This is a genomic window from Roseateles oligotrophus, assembly GCF_014204525.1.
GTDB lineage: Bacteria > Pseudomonadota > Gammaproteobacteria > Burkholderiales > Burkholderiaceae_C > Paucibacter_A > Paucibacter_A oligotrophus_A.
The window spans coordinates 151,694-169,400 of the sequence record NZ_JACHLP010000012.1 but is presented as its reverse complement, the minus strand read 5'-3'; the positions used below and the strand labels follow the sequence as shown (position 1 = coordinate 169,400).

15 protein-coding genes are annotated in these 17,707 nt (G+C 65.2%); 7 read left to right on the top strand and 8 right to left on the bottom strand.

Features of this window, described 5'->3' with window-relative positions:
* The coding region (locus HNP55_RS22515; RefSeq protein ID WP_184304416.1) for a transposase at nucleotides 1–565 on the bottom strand (565 nt) is incomplete at its 3' end.
* A 429-nt stretch (nucleotides 566–994) separates the two neighbouring features.
* Here HNP55_RS22515 and HNP55_RS22510 point away from each other — a divergent pair.
* On the top strand, nucleotides 995–1,678 hold the full coding sequence (locus HNP55_RS22510) for a tetratricopeptide repeat protein (protein WP_184304414.1): 684 nt from the start codon (nucleotides 995–997) through the stop codon (nucleotides 1,676–1,678).
* 4 nt (nucleotides 1,679–1,682) lie between these two features.
* Here HNP55_RS22510 and HNP55_RS22505 read toward each other — a convergent pair whose 3' ends face one another.
* From HNP55_RS22505 to HNP55_RS22485, 5 genes are all read right to left on the bottom strand, one after another.
* Nucleotides 1,683–2,630, bottom strand: a complete 948-nt coding sequence (locus tag HNP55_RS22505; protein ID WP_184304412.1) for an SGNH/GDSL hydrolase family protein — start codon at nucleotides 2,628–2,630, stop codon at nucleotides 1,683–1,685.
* Nucleotides 2,631–2,638: 8 nt separating this feature from the next.
* Nucleotides 2,639–3,091: a chromate resistance protein ChrB domain-containing protein gene (locus tag HNP55_RS22500; protein WP_184304410.1), complete on the bottom strand. Its 453-nt coding sequence runs from the start codon at nucleotides 3,089–3,091 to the stop codon at nucleotides 2,639–2,641.
* 91 nt (nucleotides 3,092–3,182) lie between these two features.
* The gene (locus HNP55_RS22495; RefSeq protein WP_184304408.1) at nucleotides 3,183–4,367 is read right to left on the bottom strand and encodes a chromate transporter; all 1,185 of its coding nucleotides are present in this window, start codon (nucleotides 4,365–4,367) and stop codon (nucleotides 3,183–3,185) included.
* On the bottom strand, nucleotides 4,364–5,284 hold the full coding sequence (locus HNP55_RS22490; protein WP_184304406.1) for a Fe-Mn family superoxide dismutase: 921 nt from the start codon (nucleotides 5,282–5,284) through the stop codon (nucleotides 4,364–4,366). Before HNP55_RS22490 ends, HNP55_RS22495 begins: the two co-directional genes overlap by 4 nt.
* Nucleotides 5,281–6,216: a chromate resistance protein ChrB domain-containing protein gene (locus HNP55_RS22485; protein WP_184304404.1), complete on the bottom strand. Its 936-nt coding sequence runs from the start codon at nucleotides 6,214–6,216 to the stop codon at nucleotides 5,281–5,283. The genes HNP55_RS22490 and HNP55_RS22485 overlap by 4 nt, the downstream gene beginning before the upstream one ends.
* 273 nt (nucleotides 6,217–6,489) lie before the next feature.
* On the opposite strand from HNP55_RS22485, the gene groES reads away from it, so the two are divergent.
* Both groES and groL read left to right on the top strand, forming a co-directional pair.
* Nucleotides 6,490–6,780, top strand: coding sequence for a co-chaperone GroES (gene groES, locus HNP55_RS22480; protein ID WP_102768033.1), 291 nt, complete (start codon nucleotides 6,490–6,492; stop codon nucleotides 6,778–6,780).
* A 58-nt stretch (nucleotides 6,781–6,838) separates the two neighbouring features.
* Nucleotides 6,839–8,488: a chaperonin GroEL gene (groL, locus tag HNP55_RS22475; protein WP_184304402.1), complete on the top strand. Its 1,650-nt coding sequence runs from the start codon at nucleotides 6,839–6,841 to the stop codon at nucleotides 8,486–8,488.
* Nucleotides 8,489–8,576: 88 nt separating this feature from the next.
* Here groL and HNP55_RS22470 read toward each other — a convergent pair whose 3' ends face one another.
* Nucleotides 8,577–9,299, bottom strand: a complete 723-nt coding sequence (locus HNP55_RS22470; protein WP_184304400.1) for a PEP-CTERM sorting domain-containing protein — start codon at nucleotides 9,297–9,299, stop codon at nucleotides 8,577–8,579.
* A gap of 314 nt (nucleotides 9,300–9,613) precedes the next feature.
* Here HNP55_RS22470 and HNP55_RS22465 point away from each other — a divergent pair, with 314 nt between their 5' ends.
* Both HNP55_RS22465 and HNP55_RS22460 read left to right on the top strand, forming a co-directional pair.
* Nucleotides 9,614–11,617 carry a DUF1631 family protein gene (locus HNP55_RS22465; protein WP_184304398.1) on the top strand — a complete coding sequence of 668 codons (2,004 nt, stop codon included), beginning with the start codon at nucleotides 9,614–9,616 and terminating at the stop codon, nucleotides 11,615–11,617.
* Nucleotides 11,607–13,889, top strand: coding sequence for a patatin-like phospholipase family protein (locus HNP55_RS22460; protein ID WP_184304396.1), 2,283 nt, complete (start codon nucleotides 11,607–11,609; stop codon nucleotides 13,887–13,889). Before HNP55_RS22465 ends, HNP55_RS22460 begins: the two co-directional genes overlap by 11 nt.
* 10 nt (nucleotides 13,890–13,899) lie before the next feature.
* Here the strand turns inward: HNP55_RS22460 and yihA are convergent, their stop codons facing one another.
* Nucleotides 13,900–14,577 (bottom strand): ribosome biogenesis GTP-binding protein YihA/YsxC, encoded by a 678-nt coding sequence (yihA, locus tag HNP55_RS22455; RefSeq protein ID WP_184304394.1) that lies wholly within the window; start codon nucleotides 14,575–14,577, stop codon nucleotides 13,900–13,902.
* A 205-nt stretch (nucleotides 14,578–14,782) separates the two neighbouring features.
* On the opposite strand from yihA, the gene HNP55_RS22450 reads away from it, so the two are divergent.
* Both HNP55_RS22450 and HNP55_RS22445 read left to right on the top strand, forming a co-directional pair.
* Nucleotides 14,783–15,412: a c-type cytochrome gene (locus HNP55_RS22450; RefSeq protein WP_184304392.1), complete on the top strand. Its 630-nt coding sequence runs from the start codon at nucleotides 14,783–14,785 to the stop codon at nucleotides 15,410–15,412.
* Nucleotides 15,413–15,559: 147 nt separating this feature from the next.
* Complete coding sequence (locus HNP55_RS22445) at nucleotides 15,560–17,689, top strand: cytochrome c biogenesis protein ResB (protein WP_409993768.1); 2,130 nt, start codon at nucleotides 15,560–15,562, stop codon at nucleotides 17,687–17,689.
* The last annotated feature ends 18 nt before the right edge of the window (nucleotides 17,690–17,707 follow it).

Here is a 17,707-nt window from a genome sequence, read left to right as displayed (position 1 = left end):
TGCCGGGGCATAGCCCGAGCCAACTGGCGAAGTGCCCGGCGGTTTTGAAGCGCGTCATGTCGGTCCCGGTCTCGCTGATGACGGCCAGGGCCGTGCTCATGTCGACGCCGTCGATCCGGGTCAGGTCCACGCCGCAGACTTGGAACAGTTGTTTGCGAAGGTCGAACTTCGGTGCGTTGCGAGCCCGGCCGCGCTTCTTGCCTTTGGTCGGTTCGCCCGTGCAGGTCTGCAGGATTTGCAATTGCGCTTCGATCTCAATGTCGCATTCGGCGAGCTGGGTACCGACGAAGTCGAAGGCGCCCATGGCCTGCTTGAGCGCGAACAGGTGTTCGGCCCGCCAGTTGCCTTGCAGGCTGGCGGCGATCTCGTCGGCGCTGGCGTGGATGCGCGAGTTCTTCAGGGCTGCCAGCACCTGGCCATCGCGCTCGCCGGCCACGATGGCACGCAGGATCTTCTGGCCGGCCTCGCCGACCACGTCAGCGATGACGTTGGCGAGCTGGACGTTCATCTGCGTGAGCGCCTTTTGCATGTGCTGGACGTGGCGGCCTTGGCTGCGCAGCAGCATGGCGCGTTGACGGCTGAGCGAGTGCAGCACGCAGACCCAAGGCTTTGGGGTCACGGCTTTGGGGTCAGGTCTCGAATCTATAGGCAAGACCTGACCCCGATCCGGGCTCGAACTACCGAACTTCGCAGTGGGTGGATATAGATTTAAGACCCGACCCCGGCTCACGCGCGACCCCGGCTCACGTACATGGGCGAGCGCGGCAACGCCAGAAACAGGACAGGGGCTATGGCTGCGCATCCCAACCTGGGTGGGCAGGGGCGGGCCTGAGGCTTGTTCATACCGTGCCAGCAGCCGCCCTGGCCTGCAATTGGCCCATAACCCCTATCGAGTCGCCGGCTCGGCTCGCTAACATCACAAAATAATCAAACACAAAGCCGGATGAAGACAATCAAACAAATCCTCGCCCTCGCCGCTGCCAGCGCAATTTCTATGAGCGCGTTCAGCGCCGAAGCCAATTCAAGCGAGGCCCAGTTGTTCACGCGGCTGTCAGCGCTGGCGGCATCCGGCGGCAATGCCGAGGTCAAATACAACCTGGGCATGTTCTTGAACAATGGCATTGGCACGGCCCGTGACAACGCGGCCGCGTTCAGGATGTTCAAGGAAGCGGCCGAGGCCGGCCACAAGTTGGCGGCCTACAAGCTGGGCTGCTATCTGGCCGGGCAATTCCCGGGCACTGTGCCCGTCGATCAAGAAGAGGCCTTGAAGTACAAGCTGCGCGCTGCAGAGGCGGGTTATGAGCTGGCTCAGTTTGATGTGGGCATGCTTTACGCACAGAAGCGGGACATCGAAACAGCCCTGCTGTGGTGGGAGCGTGCCTCACGCCAGGGTCACTTTCCGGCCACCGCCTATCTGGCGAGTTACTTGTCTCGCGAGGATTCGACCGAGCTCGTCAAAGCCCTGGCGGTATTGCGGGTGGCCCGGGACCTGGCGCCCAAGACCTCGGCCGAGTTGCTGGGGCGCCTGGCCAAGCTAGAGGAAAAGCTGGGCGCTGCAGACAAGGCGGCGGCGCAGGCCCTGTACGCAGGCTGGCTTGGCGACAAGACCGCCCTGACCCAGCAAGCCAAGCTGGGCATCAGCGCCCTGCCCGCCTTGCTCGATGCGCTGGAGCGGTGAAGGCTTAGCGCACATCGACGCAGGGCCGTGCGGCGCCCGCATCGGCCGCAGGCATGGCCTTGAGCACCGAGCCCCGCTCTACCCCTAGCTGTTCAAACGCAATCTGCTGCAAGGCCCGGGCCTGGTCGGGGCTGAGGCCCAGATCATGGGCCGCGCATTCATGTGCACCCAGGCTGCGCGGGTCGCGGCCGGTGACGGCGCCAAACACCACCAGGCCCTCCAGATAGGCGCCGAACACGCTGGCGTGATGCTGGTCATCGGCCCAGAGATCGAACTGGCCTGCGGCCAGGGGGCGATAGGGGTCGCGCGTGGCCAGGCCTTGCTGGATGGCACGCTGCCAGGCCTCGCCCACGGGCACGAGGGCTTGCACAAACTCGGCGCCCGGCTGCTTCTTCAACTCTGCATGGGCTTGCTCATAGCCCTTGCGCAGGTCCTGCGTCATGGCCTCCACGCTGCGCCCCCACCAGGCACTGCCGGGCCGATGGAGCTGGTCGGCGCGCGCCCAGGTGGCCATCAGGTGGATGGCGATCTCGGGGTTGCGGCGGCGCAGCAGCGCGGCCATCTCCTGGCTGCTGCGCAGCAGTGCATCGGGCCGGCCCGGGTGGCTGCGGTCGAGCAGGCTATGGGTTTGCATCAGCACCCGGTCCCAGCGCCCGGCGGACAGCAGCTCGCGGCGCTGGGCCAGATGCCAGTCCAGATCGGCGCCGCCCCGAGCTTCGATCGAGACCTCGTAAGCCAGGCCCGCCTGGGCGCTGAAGGCCTTGAACAGGGCGGGTACGCCGCTCATGCCGGTCTGGTTGAGGTCGGTGACCGTGTCGGCTCGGTAGCTCTCCAACGGCGAGCCCCGGCCGTAGGTGAAGCTATTGCCGATGAAGAGAACGCGCTCGGCCTGGGCCGCAGCGGCTGCGCCCCACAGCGCCAGGAGCAGGAGGGCAGCGAGGGCTTTGTGCAAGGCCAGCCTCATGTCTGGGGCGGCCAGTTATGGGTCTCTGCCTGGCAGGACTTGCACCAGGCGTACAGCGCGTCATACACCACCATGCCGTGTTGCAGCATCTCGTGGTCATCGCTGAACCGTGCGGACAGGCCCAGCGAGATGGCATAGAGCCCGGCCGATTGCGGCGTCAGGTCCAGCCGCGAGGTGTCGGCACCACGCACGATCAAGGCCAGTTGCTGCAGCGCCGGATCAGCCAGCTTGTACTTGGCCAGGAAGGCGTCGAAGCTGCACAACTCGCCCCTGTGCGTCATCTCGACACCGGGGATGTCATAGGGCACGGCCCCCAGCTTCTCGGCCATCTCCAGCACCTGGCCGGCCGCCACGTAGAGGAACTCGGGCGCCTTGTCGATGAAACGCGCAATCAGCCAGGGGCAGGCGATGCGGTCGATCTTGGGGCGTTCACGGGTGATCCATTTCATGACGGACTCCTGTTGATGTGCGCTGCACCGGCAGCGGCGCGGCCAAGGCCACGGGAGAGCTTGGCTGCATGGGCTTGCTCCGCTGAAGACTTCAAGCGGCCTGCATCATGGGATGCACAAGCCAGCCGATCAGCGCGGCGATCAGCACGATGAGAGGTTCTGGAAACTGCTTGAATCGCCACAGCACGGCGACCGTGGCCAGGGCCAGCGCCGCCGTGACCCAGTCGCTGATCGAGCGCTCACCGATGACGATGACGGCCCCCGTGATGGCACCGATGGCCGCCGCCGTTACGCCATCGACGAAGGCCTTGATGCCGGGCCGCTTGCCATGCTTCTTGAAGTAAGGCGCCGGCAGGATGGTGAACAGATAGCAGGGTACAAAAGTGGCCAGCGCCGCCACGACCGCACCCCAGAAACCAGCGATCAGATAACCGATAAAGCCCGTGGTGATGACCACCGGGCCCGGCGTGATCATGGCCACCGCCACGGCGTCGACGAACTGCCGGTCATTGAGCCAGTGGTGCTCCTGCACCACCCCGCTGTAGAGAAAGGGCACGATGGCCAGACCGCTGCCGAAAACAAAGCTGCCGGCATAGGCGAAGAAGGCGCCGATCTCGACCAGCTGCGGCCAGTCCACGCTGCCCAGCAGGGCGGCGCCGACCACGGGGGCGGAAACCGCCATGCCGTGCAGCCGGCCGGTGAATTTCGGCGGCGCACGCAGCAGCCAGACCAGCAGACCGGCACCGAGGAATAGCCAGACCACCTCCGACTTGGTGATCACCGTGACGGCCGCGCTGGCCAGGAAGATCGCCCACAGCAGCTTGTCACGGCCGATGTTTTTGCTGCTCAGCTTGTAGGCGCTCATCGCGATGATGCCGATGACGGCCGCGCCGACGCCGTAGAACACGGCCTGCATCCAGCCGATGCCGCCGAAAGCCACATACACGGCACCCAGCGCCACCACCATGAAGAAGGAAGGCAGCACAAAGGCCAGGCCGGCCAGCGTGGCTCCGAGTATGCGGAAGTGCACATAGCCGAGATAGATGGCCAGTTGCGCCGCCAGCGGCCCCGGCATCAGCTGGGCCAGGGCCATGCCCTCTTTGTAGTCGGCCTCGGAAATCCATTGCCGGCGCTCGACCAGGTCGCGGTACATAAAGCCCACCTGGGCCACCGGCCCGCCGAAGCCCCAAGTGCCCAGGCCCAACATATAGGCGAACAATTGCCACAGCGTGTAGCGGGGCGCCAGCTCCGCGCCGGCCTGCTGCGGCTCGCTCATGCTGGCCCCGCCTTGGCTTGCAAGGGCTTGCCCGCAGCGGCCCAGGCGTCGATGCCACCGGGCAGATAGCTGGCCTTGATGCCTGTTGCGCGCAGCTTCATGGCGGTCGAGCGGCCGACCTCGTGGCCGTAGATGCAATAGACCAGCACCTCGCGGTCTCGGGGCAATTCATCGGCCCAGTCGCTCACCGTGGCCGGATCGCGCCAGCATGCACCGGGCAGCATGGTCTGCGCCTGCTCGAACATGGCCTCACGCCGCACATCGACGACCACCTGCTGACTCAGGTCCAGCTGTGCCAGATCGGCGGCCCAGGCCTCGCTGCTGGCGTGGACGGCCTGCTGGTAGCGCGCGTAGACCTTGCCCCAGTCGATATGGGCCATGAAGGCATCGACATAGGCGCCGGCGGCGGCGCCGTGGTCCAGGTGATAGGCATGCTCGTACATGTCCAGCGCCAGGAGGGCCGTGCCACCGGCCAGCGCATGCGTGTGATCGGCGGCCCATTGGTTGACCAGCGTGCCCTCGCGCGGCTGGAAGCTCAGCAGCACCCAGCCCGATCCGCCACCCAGGGCCTTGCCCATGGCGACGAACTCCTCGCGCCAGCGTTCGACGCTGCCAAAGCTGCCGGCCAGCGCCAGGGCCATGGCCGGCGCCATGGCCTGGGGGGAAGCGGCCAGGCTGTCGAAGTACAGCTCATGCAGCAGCATCGAGTTGGTGGCGATCAGCTCTTCGCGCTTCAGTCCGTTCAGCTCGAAGCCGGGCATGGCGCCGGGCTGGCGCTGCCGCAACTCGGCGCGAATCGCGTGGAGGCGCTTGAGCGCGCCGCCGTAGTTGTTCTGGTGGTGGCTGCGCAGCAACTTCTCGGACAGGCCTTGAAGCCCGCTGGGATCAAAGGGCAGATCTTTGGGCACGATGTTCATGGCTTGTCCTGTGAATGTTGAAAGGCGGTCAGCAGGCCTTCGAAGACAGCCGCCGCCACGAGTAGCAGCTGGTCGTCGTCGCTGATGGCTTCGCGCATGCCGGCGAGCACGCTCTCCACACCGGCGGCTTCGAGCGGCTGGACGCCGCCGACGTCCAGGCTGTGCACCAGCAAGCCCAGGCGCAGCAGCGCCGGGGTTTCCAGCCCGAAGCTGGCCAGCAGGGTCTCGAAGGTCACGCGTAGGCCCACATGGCTGAAGGTGGCGCCGTCGAAATCAAAGCCCAGCGCCTGCCCGGGGCAATCGGCCGGCGCCTTGAGCCAGAGAAAGCGGGCGTCGGGGTCGATGAAGCGGCGGATCAGCCAGGCGCTGGCGAGTCGGTCCACCCAGGGCCGGCTGCGGGTCGCCCAGATGCGGCCGCGATAGTCCTCGATATTGAGGCGCGCAATGCCCCGCTCCGTGGCCTGGGGCTCGTTCGGTGAGAGCAGGCGGTTGGCGTCCAGCTCCAGCGCTTGCAAAGCGCCTGCCGCCTGCCGCTGGGCCTCGCCCGGGAAGAAATCGATGGCCATCAACTGCTCCAGGCTTTTGCGCAGCTTGCGGCATTGCTTGAGCACGTCGAGCACGCTGTCCTCCCGCAGCTCGGCCCGGCAGGCGGCAATCAGCCCGAAGAGTTCGCCGAACTCGGCCGTGCGGTCAAACAGCGTCTTGAACTCTGGCGCATCGCTTTGCGTCGGCAATAGATAGGCCGTGCCGGCGTTGCTGCGCAGGTCTTCGGCGATGGCCGCCAAGGTGCTCGCGTTGCCGCCCTGATCGGGCAGCAGATAGACCCCGTCGCGCAGCACGGCCGCGCCGCAAGCCTTCAGCGCGCGCCAGCAGCGCATGCGAGCGCTGGCGTTCTCTGTGGGCAGCGAGAGAATAAGTAGCAAGCATTTCATTTTGTAGATATTACTACTTCACACAAAAGTCTCAACTTAAATATTGACAAGCCAGGACCGGGTCTTGAACTGTCAGGACTCACCCATATAATTCGTTTGCTAGCACTCAAGCACCACGAGTGCTAACGATCCAAAAATCCTTGCCGGACAAGCATTTGGCGGGGTTGGCGGGTCAGCAAATCTTTCCCCCGGCGGAGTTGGCTGGGTCTGTCACGACAGGCCGAACCGCTCTTTGCCTTGCTCAAAAGTCCCGACCTACACCTAGGAGATGTGATGAAACTGCGTCCTCTGCACGATCGCGTGATCGTTAAGCGCCTCGAACAAGAAACCAAGACCGCTTCGGGCATCGTCATCCCCGACGCCGCCGCTGAAAAGCCGGATCAAGGCGAAGTGCTGGCCGTCGGCGCCGGCAAGCGCAATGACAAGGGCGACCTGATCGCCCTGAACGTCAAGGTCGGCGACCGCGTGCTGTTCGGCAAGTACTCGGGCCAGACCGTCAAGGTCGATGGCGATGAGCTGCTGGTCATGCGCGAAGAGGATTTGTTTGCAGTCGTTGAGAAGTAATTCTTCTCTAGCCCCGCAACAAGTTCTGACCCTTTTTTAAGAATTCGGAGAAATACACATGGCAGCAAAAGACGTTGTGTTTGGCGGCGAAGCTCGCGCCCGCATGGTTGAAGGCGTGAACATCCTGGCCAATGCGGTCAAGGTGACCCTGGGCCCCAAGGGCCGTAACGTGGTGCTGGAGCGTTCCTACGGCGCCCCCACCGTGACCAAGGACGGCGTGTCCGTGGCCAAGGAAGTCGAGCTGAAGGACAAGCTCCAGAATATGGGCGCCCAGATGGTCAAGGAAGTCGCTTCCAAGACCTCGGACAACGCCGGTGACGGCACCACCACCGCCACCGTGCTGGCCCAGGCCATCGTGCGCGAAGGCATGAAGTATGTGGCCGCCGGCATGAACCCGATGGATCTGAAGCGCGGCATCGACAAGGCGGTTGCCGCCCTGGTCGTCGAGCTGAAGAAGGCTTCCAAGGCCACCACCACCTCCAAGGAAATCGCCCAAGTTGGCTCCATCTCGGCCAATAGCGACGAGTCCATCGGCAAGATCATTGCCGACGCCATGGACAAGGTCGGCAAGGAAGGCGTCATCACCGTCGAAGACGGCAAGTCGCTGGACAACGAGCTGGACGTGGTCGAAGGCATGCAGTTCGACCGCGGCTACCTGTCGCCCTACTTCATCAACAACCCGGAAAAGCAAGCCGCGCTGTTGGACAACCCCTTCGTGCTGCTGTACGACAAGAAGATCAGCAATATCCGTGACCTGCTGCCCACGCTGGAGCAAGTCGCCAAGTCGGGCCGTCCCCTGCTGATCATTGCCGAAGACGTCGAAGGCGAAGCCCTGGCGACCCTGGTGGTCAACACCATCCGCGGCATCCTGAAGGTCGTGGCCGTCAAGGCTCCTGGCTTCGGCGACCGCCGCAAGGCCATGCTGGAAGACATCGCCATCCTGACCGGCGGCAAGGTCATCGCCGAAGAAGTCGGCCTGACGCTGGAGAAGGTCACCCTGGCCGATCTGGGCCAAGCCAAGCGCGCCGAAATCGGCAAGGAAAACACCACCATCATCGATGGCCTGGGTGCTGCCGCCGACATCGAAGCCCGCGTCAAGCAAGTGCGCATCCAGATCGAGGAAGCCACCAGCGACTACGACCGCGAGAAGCTGCAAGAGCGCGTGGCCAAGCTGGCCGGCGGTGTGGCCCTGATCAAGGTCGGCGCTGCCACCGAAGTCGAGATGAAGGAAAAGAAGGCCCGCGTTGAAGACGCCCTGCACGCCACCCGCGCTGCGGTGGAAGAAGGCATCGTGGCCGGTGGTGGCGTGGCCCTGCTGCGCGCCAAGCAAGCCGCTGGTGCCATCGTCGGCGCCAATGCCGACCAGGACGCCGGCATCAAGCTGGTGTTGAAGGCCATCGAAGCGCCCCTGCGCGAGATCGTTTACAACGCCGGCGGCGAGCCCAGCGTGGTGATCAACGCCGTGTTGGGCGGTTCGGGCAACTACGGCTTCAACGCCGCCAACGACAGCTACGGCGACATGATCGAGATGGGCATCCTGGACCCCACCAAGGTGACCCGCACGGCGCTGCAAAACGCGGCTTCCGTCGCCTCGCTGATGCTGACGACCGAGTGCATGATTGCCGAGTCGCCCAAGGAAGACGCACCTGCCGGCGGCATGCCCGGCGGCATGGGCGGCATGGGTGGTATGGGCGATATGGGCATGTAATTGCTGCCCGCCGGGAAGCCCTGTGCTTCCCAGCCACTGCCAAATCAAAAGGGCCGCTTCACAGCGGCCCTTTTTTCATGCGCAAGACTCAGGCAGAGCGACGCCTGTGTGCGGCCAGTCCTGCGCTCGCCAAGGCAGCCAGCACCAAGGCCAGGGAGGCCGGCTCCGGCACCTGCGAGCTGCTGTCCAGCGTGGCCTTGAGCTGGCCACGGGACAGATAGCCGGGCATATCGAAATTCCTGCTCCAGGCCTGATCGGCGCCCAGGCCGCGCACATGGAAGGACTGGCCCCACAGCGAGGGAGAACGCAGCGTGCTAGTATCCAGCACCAGCGCTTCCACCCCATCAACACCCAGCGTAGCGCTGAAATTCAGCAGATTGGCGAGCCCGAAGTTCAGCACGTCGGTGCGTCCGTCGTATTTGAAAGTCAGCACAAAGCTGAAGTCCGCCAGATCCTCGAGCGCGATCGCGCTGCCCTGAGTCCCCGATTTGCTCGTGAAGAAGCCCGTACCCGTGGCCGCGGAGGACTTGCCAAAAATATTGCCCGTGCCGGCATAAGCCAAGGACACCGGTGCGGCCTGGGCGGCCGCGAAGCCCAGCGCCAGCGCCGTTCCCAGCAAGGCCTGCTTAGAACTTATCCGCAAATAGCCGGGGTCGGCTGGCGGACGCTTTGAACGCATGGCTGCGTTACAAATCCTCGCGATACCGCCGGGTATCGCTGTGGTTTGCGCCTTGCCCTGCGCCCAAATCGCCTCGCCATCCTCAACCCTGCTATTTACGGACAAGTTCTTAAATTGCTGCTTGATCGTCATCTCTGTTCTCCCTGTCTATGGACCCTGGGCGCGCTCCAAACGCCAAAAATCAGCGGCGGCCGGATCACGAGGCGCGATTCTGCTGACCCTCTTGCGGGGCTACACCCCGCATTCGCGGGTTCACAGCGAGCGGAAATTGGCGCAGCCCTGGCCGGGCGGCCATGATGTCTGGGCAAGACCTGTCACCCGAGCAGGGCCGGGCACAGAAAAAGCCCGCAATTCCCACCCACCCCGTCCGAGGGAAACTTGGCCGAAGGGGCAAAATCCAGCCTAGCGTCCCGCCATAATGCGCGATCCTTGGATCCCTCCAATTCATGCCCGCTCCGACCCAGAATTCCCTGTTGGATGAAGCACGCAAGCAGCTGCCCATCCTCAGCCGCGCCCTGCTGAATGCCATCCAGGACGAACTCGAGGCCAAAGCCCAGCATTTCCCGCTGCAAGATGCCTGGCGCCGCCTGCGCGGCAGCTTCGCTTTCGACTTCGAATGCGCGGTCCTGCCCCTGATCGAAGCGGCGGCGCGCGGTGAAGATCCCATCCAGAAACGCCGAGGCAGCCTGGATACGCTCAGCCTGGTCGACGAGCGCCAGGCCTTGCAGGACGTGGCCATCGCGCATGTGATCCATGTGGTGGAAGAGCAATGCAGGCCCGAACTGCATCAGCTGGGCAACTTCTTTGCCGCGCTGCGCGGCACGGCGCGCGCGCGCAAGAATGAAAACCCGCTGCGGCCGGGCCTGTTCGCCCAGGCCTTGCTGACCGCCTTCTCCGGCATCCCGCTCGAGCCCGAGCGCCGCTACGGCCTGATGCAGGTGGCGGCCACGCCCATGTCGCAAGGCCTGTTGCGGCTTTACTCGGCTTTGTGCGCCGAGCTGCGTGCCGCTGAGCTGAGTGGTTTGGTCGCCAGCCACGCCGCCAGGCTGCAGGACAAGGGAGCCGATCTGCGCCAGTTTGAAGGGCAGCGCTTGAACGAACCCGCCACCCTGGACGGATTGAATCGCCGGGTCGAGAAGAGGAATTCGCGCCTGCAAGACCTGGCGAATTCGGGGTTGCCAGGCCAGGAGCCCGTCTTCATCAAGGCCACCGGCCCCGATATGCTCAACCGCCTGTACGAGCAAATCCTCTCGGACCCGCGCCTGCTGCCGCCCATCAAGGGCTTGCTGGGCCGCCTGCAGGTGGCCGTGCTGCGCCTGGCCCGCGACGACACCAGCTTGCTGCACCGCCAGGATCACCCGACCTGGCGCTTGCTCAATCGCGTGGCCGCTCACGGCATGGCGTTTGACAGCACCGAGGACGAGCAGCTGAAGGAGTTCCTGCGCTTTATGGAGGGCGAGCTGCCCCTGCTGATCGACAGCGCCACGCCCAGCGCCGTCTTGTTCCAGAAGGTGCTCGGCCGGGTGGAAGCACATCTGAGCGCCCAGGCCCAGCAGCGCAGCCAGGGCAGCGCCGAGGCCCTAGCGAGCCTGGAGCGCAAGGAGCTGCGCCCGCAATGGCTGGAACTGCTGCGCGAGCAGATCAAGGCCCAGACCGCCGGTGCGCCGCTGGCGCCCAAGATGAGCGAGTTCCTGCACAACACCTGGACGCAAATCATCGTGCAAGCCATGGTCTGGCATGGCCGCGACGCGCCCGAGGTCGCCCAGTTGGCCGACTGGGTGGACCTGCTGATCGACAGCTTGCACGAGCTGCCCGAAGAGGCGGACCGCCAGGGCTTGCGCCAGAAGCTGCCCCTGCTGCTCGCCCGCTTCAACGCCGGCTGCGACTCCATCAAGTTGCCCGAGGCCAAGCGCGAGCCGGTGCTGCGCGAGCTGATGGAGCAGCACGGTCGCCTGCTGCGCGGCCTCAGCGCCCTGCCGCAAAGCTTGCGGGCCCAGGCACTGGCCAGCGCCACGCCGGCCGAACCCCTGCCCTCGCCCGAGGCCCAGCTCAGCCGCCTGCTGGAGGAACGCGAGTCCCGCCAGCCCGACCACTGGAGCAATACCAAGATCGACCGCGGCCATCTGCCCACGGTGCCGGTACAGCTCTACGACCAGATGACTTCGCTGGAATCCCAGACCGCCATCAACCAATGGATGAACGGCCTGCAGGTGGGCAACTGGTACCACCTGTTTGTGCAGAGCGAATGGCTGACCGCCCAGGTGGCCTGGGTCAGCGAGAGCCGGCAGTTCTTCCTCTTCGTCGGCCAGGACCCGGATGAGCGCCACTCCATGACGCGCGGCGCGATCGAGAAGCTGCTGGCCAATGGCCTGATCACCGCCCTGGACGAAACCGATGTGCTGCAACGCGCGGTCAACACCTTGATGCAGAACCTGAGCCATGGCGTTTGAGCAGGCCGGCAGGCGCCCAAGCTGGTTGCAACTGTGCTGCTGTGCGCTGAGCCTGGCCGCCAGCACCGCCCTGGCCCAGGGCCAGCCCGATATGCGGCCGGCCCCGGCGGCCGAAACCGGCCGCGCCAAGATCGGCCTGGTGCTGTCGGGCGGGGGCGCGCGCGGCCTGGCCCATGTGGGCGTGCTGAAGGTGCTGGAGCGGGAGCGCATCCCGGCCGATGTGATCACCGGCACCTCCATGGGCGCCATCATCGGCGGCCTCTACGCCAGCGGCATGACGGCCCAAGACCTGGAGCGCGAGCTGCTCAGAGTGGTCTGGAGCAATGTCTTTGCCGGCCGGGTGGATCGCCAGCTGCTCTCGCAACGACGCAAGGAAGAAGACTTTGAATTCTCGGCGGCGGTCGAGCTGGGCATGCGCGACGGCGAGATCCGCCTGCCGCAAGGCACCCTGTCCAGCCGCGGCCTGGAGATTCTGCTGCGCCGCTTCACCATGCCGGTGCGGCATATCCAGTCATTCGACCAGTTGCCCACGCCCTTCCGTGCCATCGCCACCGATATGGAGACCGGCGCCCAGGTGGTGCTGGCCGATGGCGATCTGGCCCTGGCCATGCGCTCCAGCATGAGCGTGCCGGCCGTGTTCTCGCCGACCGAGGTGCATGAGCGCGTGCTGGGCGATGGCGGTCTGGTCAACAATCTGCCGGTGGATGTGGCCCGCAGACTGGGTGCGCAACGCCTGATCGCCGTCAATGTGGGCACACCCTTGTCCGGCCGCGCCTCGCTGAGCTCCCTGGTCGGCCTGACCGGGCAGATGATCAATATCCTGACCGAGCAGAATGTGCAGCGCAGCCTGGCCACGCTGTGGAACGACGATGTGCTGATCACCCCGCAGCTGCAAAACCTCAGCTCGGGCGATTTTGAGCGCACCCAGGAATTCATCGCCGCCGGCGAGGCCGCGGCCGAAGCCTTGATCCCCCAGCTGCGCGCCCTGGCCCTGAATGCCGAGGACTACGCGGCCTGGCATCTGGCGCGGGTGCAGTCCAAACTGCCCAGCCCCAAGATCCAGAGCATCGAATTCGCCGGCACCACGCTGACCCACCCGGCCCGCTTCCAGGCCCAGCTGGAGTCCGCCCCGGGCCAGCAGTTCGACACCGAAAGAGCCGAACGCGACGCGCGCTTCCTGGCCTCCTCGGGCGACTACGAGCGGGTGGATTACCACGTGGAAGAACGGCCCGGCGGCGCCGCCCTGCTGTTCACCATGGACGATAAGTACTGGGGCCCCAACTACTTCCGCGTCGGCCTGGACCTGAGCACCGACTTCGATGGCGAGAGCGCCTTCAATCTGCGCATCTCCCACAACCGCCACTGGCTCAGCGCCATCGGCACCGAGTGGCGCAACCAGGTCTCGATCGGCCAGACGCCGCGCCTGTTCAGCGAGATCTACCAGCCGCTGAGCTTCAAGATCGGGCGCTCCAACGACTGGTTCCTGTCCGCCTGGGGCGAGGCCGAGAGGCGCAACTTCACGCTCTACAACAACAACTCCGACATCGCGGCCGCCCGCTTGCAGCGCCAGGCTGGCACCCTGGGTTTTGACCTCGGCCAGCCCTGGAGCAGCCTGGGCGAGGTGCGCCTGGGCCTGGTACACCAGACCTGGCGCAATGTGGCCAAGCTGATGACGGTGGATCTGGTCGATCCGCGCCTGGACAGCACCTGGCACGAGACCGGCCTGCGCCTGCGGGCCGTGGTCGATCAGCTGGACTTTGCCAACTTCCCGCAGCGCGGCTACCGCGTGCTGTTCGAGGCCATCGGCGGCAAGCAGTCCGGCGGCCCGGTGCGCAGCGCCGACTTCCAGCGCGGCGAGCTGCAAGCCACGCTGGCCAAGAGCTGGGGCGCCCACACCCTCAATCTGCATCTGCGCGGCCTGCTGGCGCGCCAGCCCGAGGAATCGGCCCAAGGGCCGTACAGCCTGGGCGGCTTTCAGCAGCTCTCGGGCTACCAGGCCGGCCAACTGATCGGCGACACCCTGGTGTTCGGCCGCGCCAGCTACTATCTGCGCCTGCGCGACAACCCGGTGCTGACCCGCGGATTCTTCGTCGGCGGCTCGCTGGAGCTGGGCAATGCCTGGATGCGCAAGGACAAACTCTCGGCCACCGATCTGCGCAGCGCCGCCAGCGCCTTCATCGGCGCCGACACCGGCTTAGGGCCGCTCTATCTGGGCCTGGGCTACGCCCCCAAGGGCGGCACCCTGCTCTACCTCTTCATCGGCCGGCCCTGAGGGTCTTGACTCAGACCGCTGGCGCCACAGGGGCTGCCAGCTCGGCGACGGGCGGCCGCACATGCACCCACTCGTGCAGGATGGCGGCCACATCGGCCACGCCCTGCTTCTTCAGCGCCGAGAACAGCGTCACCCACACATCCGATTCGGCGGTGGCGATGGTGTTCAGATGAGCCAGGGTGGAATAGAGGGCCGCATCGGCTTCCTTGCGGTTGAGCTTGTCCGACTTGGTCAGCAGCACCAGCAGCTTGATCTCACCATTACGCACCCGCGGCGTGACGAACTCCAGCAATTGCTTGTCCAGATCGGTCAGACCCAGGCGCGAATCCACCATCAACACGACGCCGGAGAGGCTGCGGCGCACACCCAGATAGTCGGCCATCACCTTTTGCCAGCGCAGCTTGGCGGTGCGCGCCACCGCGGCATAGCCATAGCCGGGCAGGTCGGCGAACCAGGCGTTCGCCGCATCCTTGGGCCCCACCTCAAACAGATTGATGTGCTGGGTGCGGCCCGGCGTCTTGGAGGCAAAAGCCAGGCGCTTTTGCTGGGCCAGGGTGTTGATGGCGGTGGACTTGCCGGCGTTGGAGCGGCCGACGAAGGCAATCTCGGGCAATTCACTGGCGGGCAGATGGATCAGCTCGCTGGCGGTGGTCAGGAAACGGGCGGTGTGGGTCCAACCCAACACCATTTTGTCTTCCGCCGAATCCTCAAGGCCGCGGCTAACCGTGGTTTTCCCTGCACGGCGAGAGACAAGACGGGTGTACCCCCGCGTCGAAGCGGGCGTTTCAGCCGGTGTGTGTTGCGGCGCAGATGAGGTGTTGGTCATGATTTATTAAGCCTTGTAGATTGCCATTGTAAAATCCTCGGCTTACGCCTACCGAATCAATCCATTCATGAAGAAGACTGCTGCTTTTCTGTTGTCGGGCTTTTTGTTGACTTCTGCCGCGTTGAACGCAGTGGCGAATGACACCAAAGCCCCTGCAAAGCCTGACTTGCTCAAGGGCCAGGCCACCGCTACCCAAGTCTGCGCGGCCTGCCACACGGCAGACGGCTCGCGCGGCACGCCGGCCAACCCCATTCTTCAGGGCCAGCATGCCGAGTACCTGGCCAAGCAATTGACCGAATTCAAATCGGGTGTGCGCAACAACGCCATCATGAAGGGCATGGCCGCGACGCTGTCCGACGAGGACATCAAGAACGTCGCCGCCTTCTACGCCTCCAAGCAGGCCAAGCCCGGCTTCGCCAAGAACAAGGACACCGTCCATCTGGGCGAAAAGATCTACCGCGGCGGCATTGCCGACCGTTCCATCCCCGCCTGCGCCAGCTGCCACAGCCCCAACGGCGCCGGCCTGCCGGTGCAGTACCCACGCCTGGCGGGCCAGCATGCGGACTACACCGAAGCCCAGCTGAACGCCTTCCGCGCCGGTACTCGCACCAACAACGCCCAGATGACCGGCGTTGCGGCCAAAATGAATGATCGCGAGATCAAGGCCGTGTCCGACTACATTGCCGGTCTGCGCTAAGCGCTCACCCGCAATCTCCCGGCCTTGGCCGGGCCAGCAATGGCCGGCGGGGTCCGAGCGAAGCTTCGAAGGCCGGTGAGTTTCACCGGCCTTTTTTCTTGACCTATCTCGCCCTCGCCTGGCCTGCAGTCCCGCGACAATCCGTCCATGAGTGATTCTTTCGACACCCAGCCCATGGCTTTACCGCCCTCGCGCCGCCGCAGCCCCGGCCGCGAATTGCTGGACCTGCTGGCCTCCATGCGTTTTGCGGTGTCCCTGCTGACGGTGATCTGCATCGCCTCCATCATCGGCACCGTGGTCAAGCAGCGCGAGCCACTGAACAATTACGTCAACCAGTTCGGCCCCTTCTGGGCCGAGGTGTTCGGCAAGCTGGACCTCTACACCGTCTACGGCGCCTGGTGGTTTCTGCTGATCCTGGCCTTTTTGGTGCTGTCCACCAGCCTGTGTATCGCCCGCAACACGCCCAAGATCCTGCAAGACCTGCGCAACTACAAAGAGAATGTGCGCGAGCAATCGCTGCAGGCCTTCCACCACAAGGCCCTGGGCCATATGCAGGGCAGCCCCGAGGCGGTGCTGGCCCGCGTCTCCAGCTATCTGGGCCAGGCCGGCTGGAAGGCCAAGATCCAGGTGCGTGATCGCGGCGTGATGGTGGCGGCCCGCAAGGGTTCGGCCAATAAGATCGGCTATATCGCGGCCCACTCGGCCATCGTGCTGGTCTGCCTGGGCGGTTTGCTGGACGGCGACCTGCTGGTGCGCGGCCTGATGTGGGCCCAGGGCAAGACCGTGTACGAGGGCGGCGGCCTGATCAGCGCCGTCGCACCCGAACACCGCCTGCCGCCCGGCAACCCCAGCTTCCGCGGCAATCTGATGGTGCCCGAGGGCGCGCGCGCCGCCACCGCCGTGCTGTCCATGCCCAATGGCGTGGTGCTGCAGGACCTGCCCTTCGATGTGGAGCTGAAGAAGTTCGTCGTCGAGTACTACGAAACCGGCATGCCCAAGCTCTTCGCCAGCGACGTTGTGATCCGCGACCACGACACGGGCAAGACCAGCGAGGCCAAGATCAAGGTCAACGAACCCTTGATTCACCGCGGCATCGCCCTCTATCAAAGCAGTTTTGAAGACGGCGGCTCCGAGCTCAAGCTGACGGCCCAGGCCATGCAGGGCGGCAAGCCTTTTGCGCTGGAGGGCCGGGTCGGTGCCAGCACCACGCTCAAGGGCGACAAGGAGGCGCTGACGCTGGAGTTCACCGGTCTGCGCGTCATCAATGTCGAGAATATGAGCAATGCGCCCGCCGCCGGCACGGATGTGCGGCGTGTCGACCTGGTGGGCTCGCTGAACAAGCATCTGGGCAGCGGCGCACGCACCAAGACCGAAAAAGACCTGCGCAATATCGGCCCCTCCTTCAGCTACAAGCTGGTGGACGCGGCCGGTCAGCGGCGCGAGTTCAACAACTATATGGTGCCGGTGGAGCTGGACGGCCAGCGCGTCTTCCTGGCCGGTGTGCGCGAGAACCTGAACGAGAGCTTCCGCTATCTGCGCATCCCCGCGGACCCGCAGGGCAGCATGCAGGCATGGCTGGGCCTGCGCGCCGCCCTGCTCAACCCGCAGCTGCGCGACAAGGCCACGCGCCGTTATGCCGAGGCCGCCACCCCCAGCGACAAGCCCCAGATGCTGCCGCAGCTGCAGGCCACGGCCAGGCGGGCCCTGAGCCTGTTCGCCGGTGCCGAGCCGGACAAGAGCGAGGGCAAAGCGGCCCTGCCGCTGGGCGGCCTGCCCGCCCTGTCCAACTTCATCGAGACCGAGGTGCCCGTGGGCGAGCGCCAGAAGGTCAGCGAGGTGCTGCTGCGCATTCTCAACGGCAGCTTGTTCGAGCTCTACAAGCTGAGCCGCGAGCAGGCCGGCCTGGACGCACCGGCGACCGACGCCCAGACCCAAGGCTTTATGACGCAGGCGGTGCTGGCCTTGTCGGACAGCATGTTCTACCCCGCCCCCGTGCTGCTGCAGCTGGATGACTTCAAGCAGGTGCAGGCCAGCGTGTTCCAGGTCACCCGCGCGCCGGGCCAGAAACTGGTCTACTTGGGCGCCGTGCTGCTCATCATCGGCGTGTTCGCCATGCTCTATATCAAGGAGCGCAGGCTGTGGGTCTGGCTGGAGTCCGCCCCCGGCCAGCCGGAGCTGACCCGTGTGCGCATGGCCCTGTCCTGCACCCGCGAGTCCCCCGACACCGCACATGAATTCGATCGGCTCAAGCTGGATCTGTTGAAGGAAGGCGTATGAATACTCCCAACACCACCC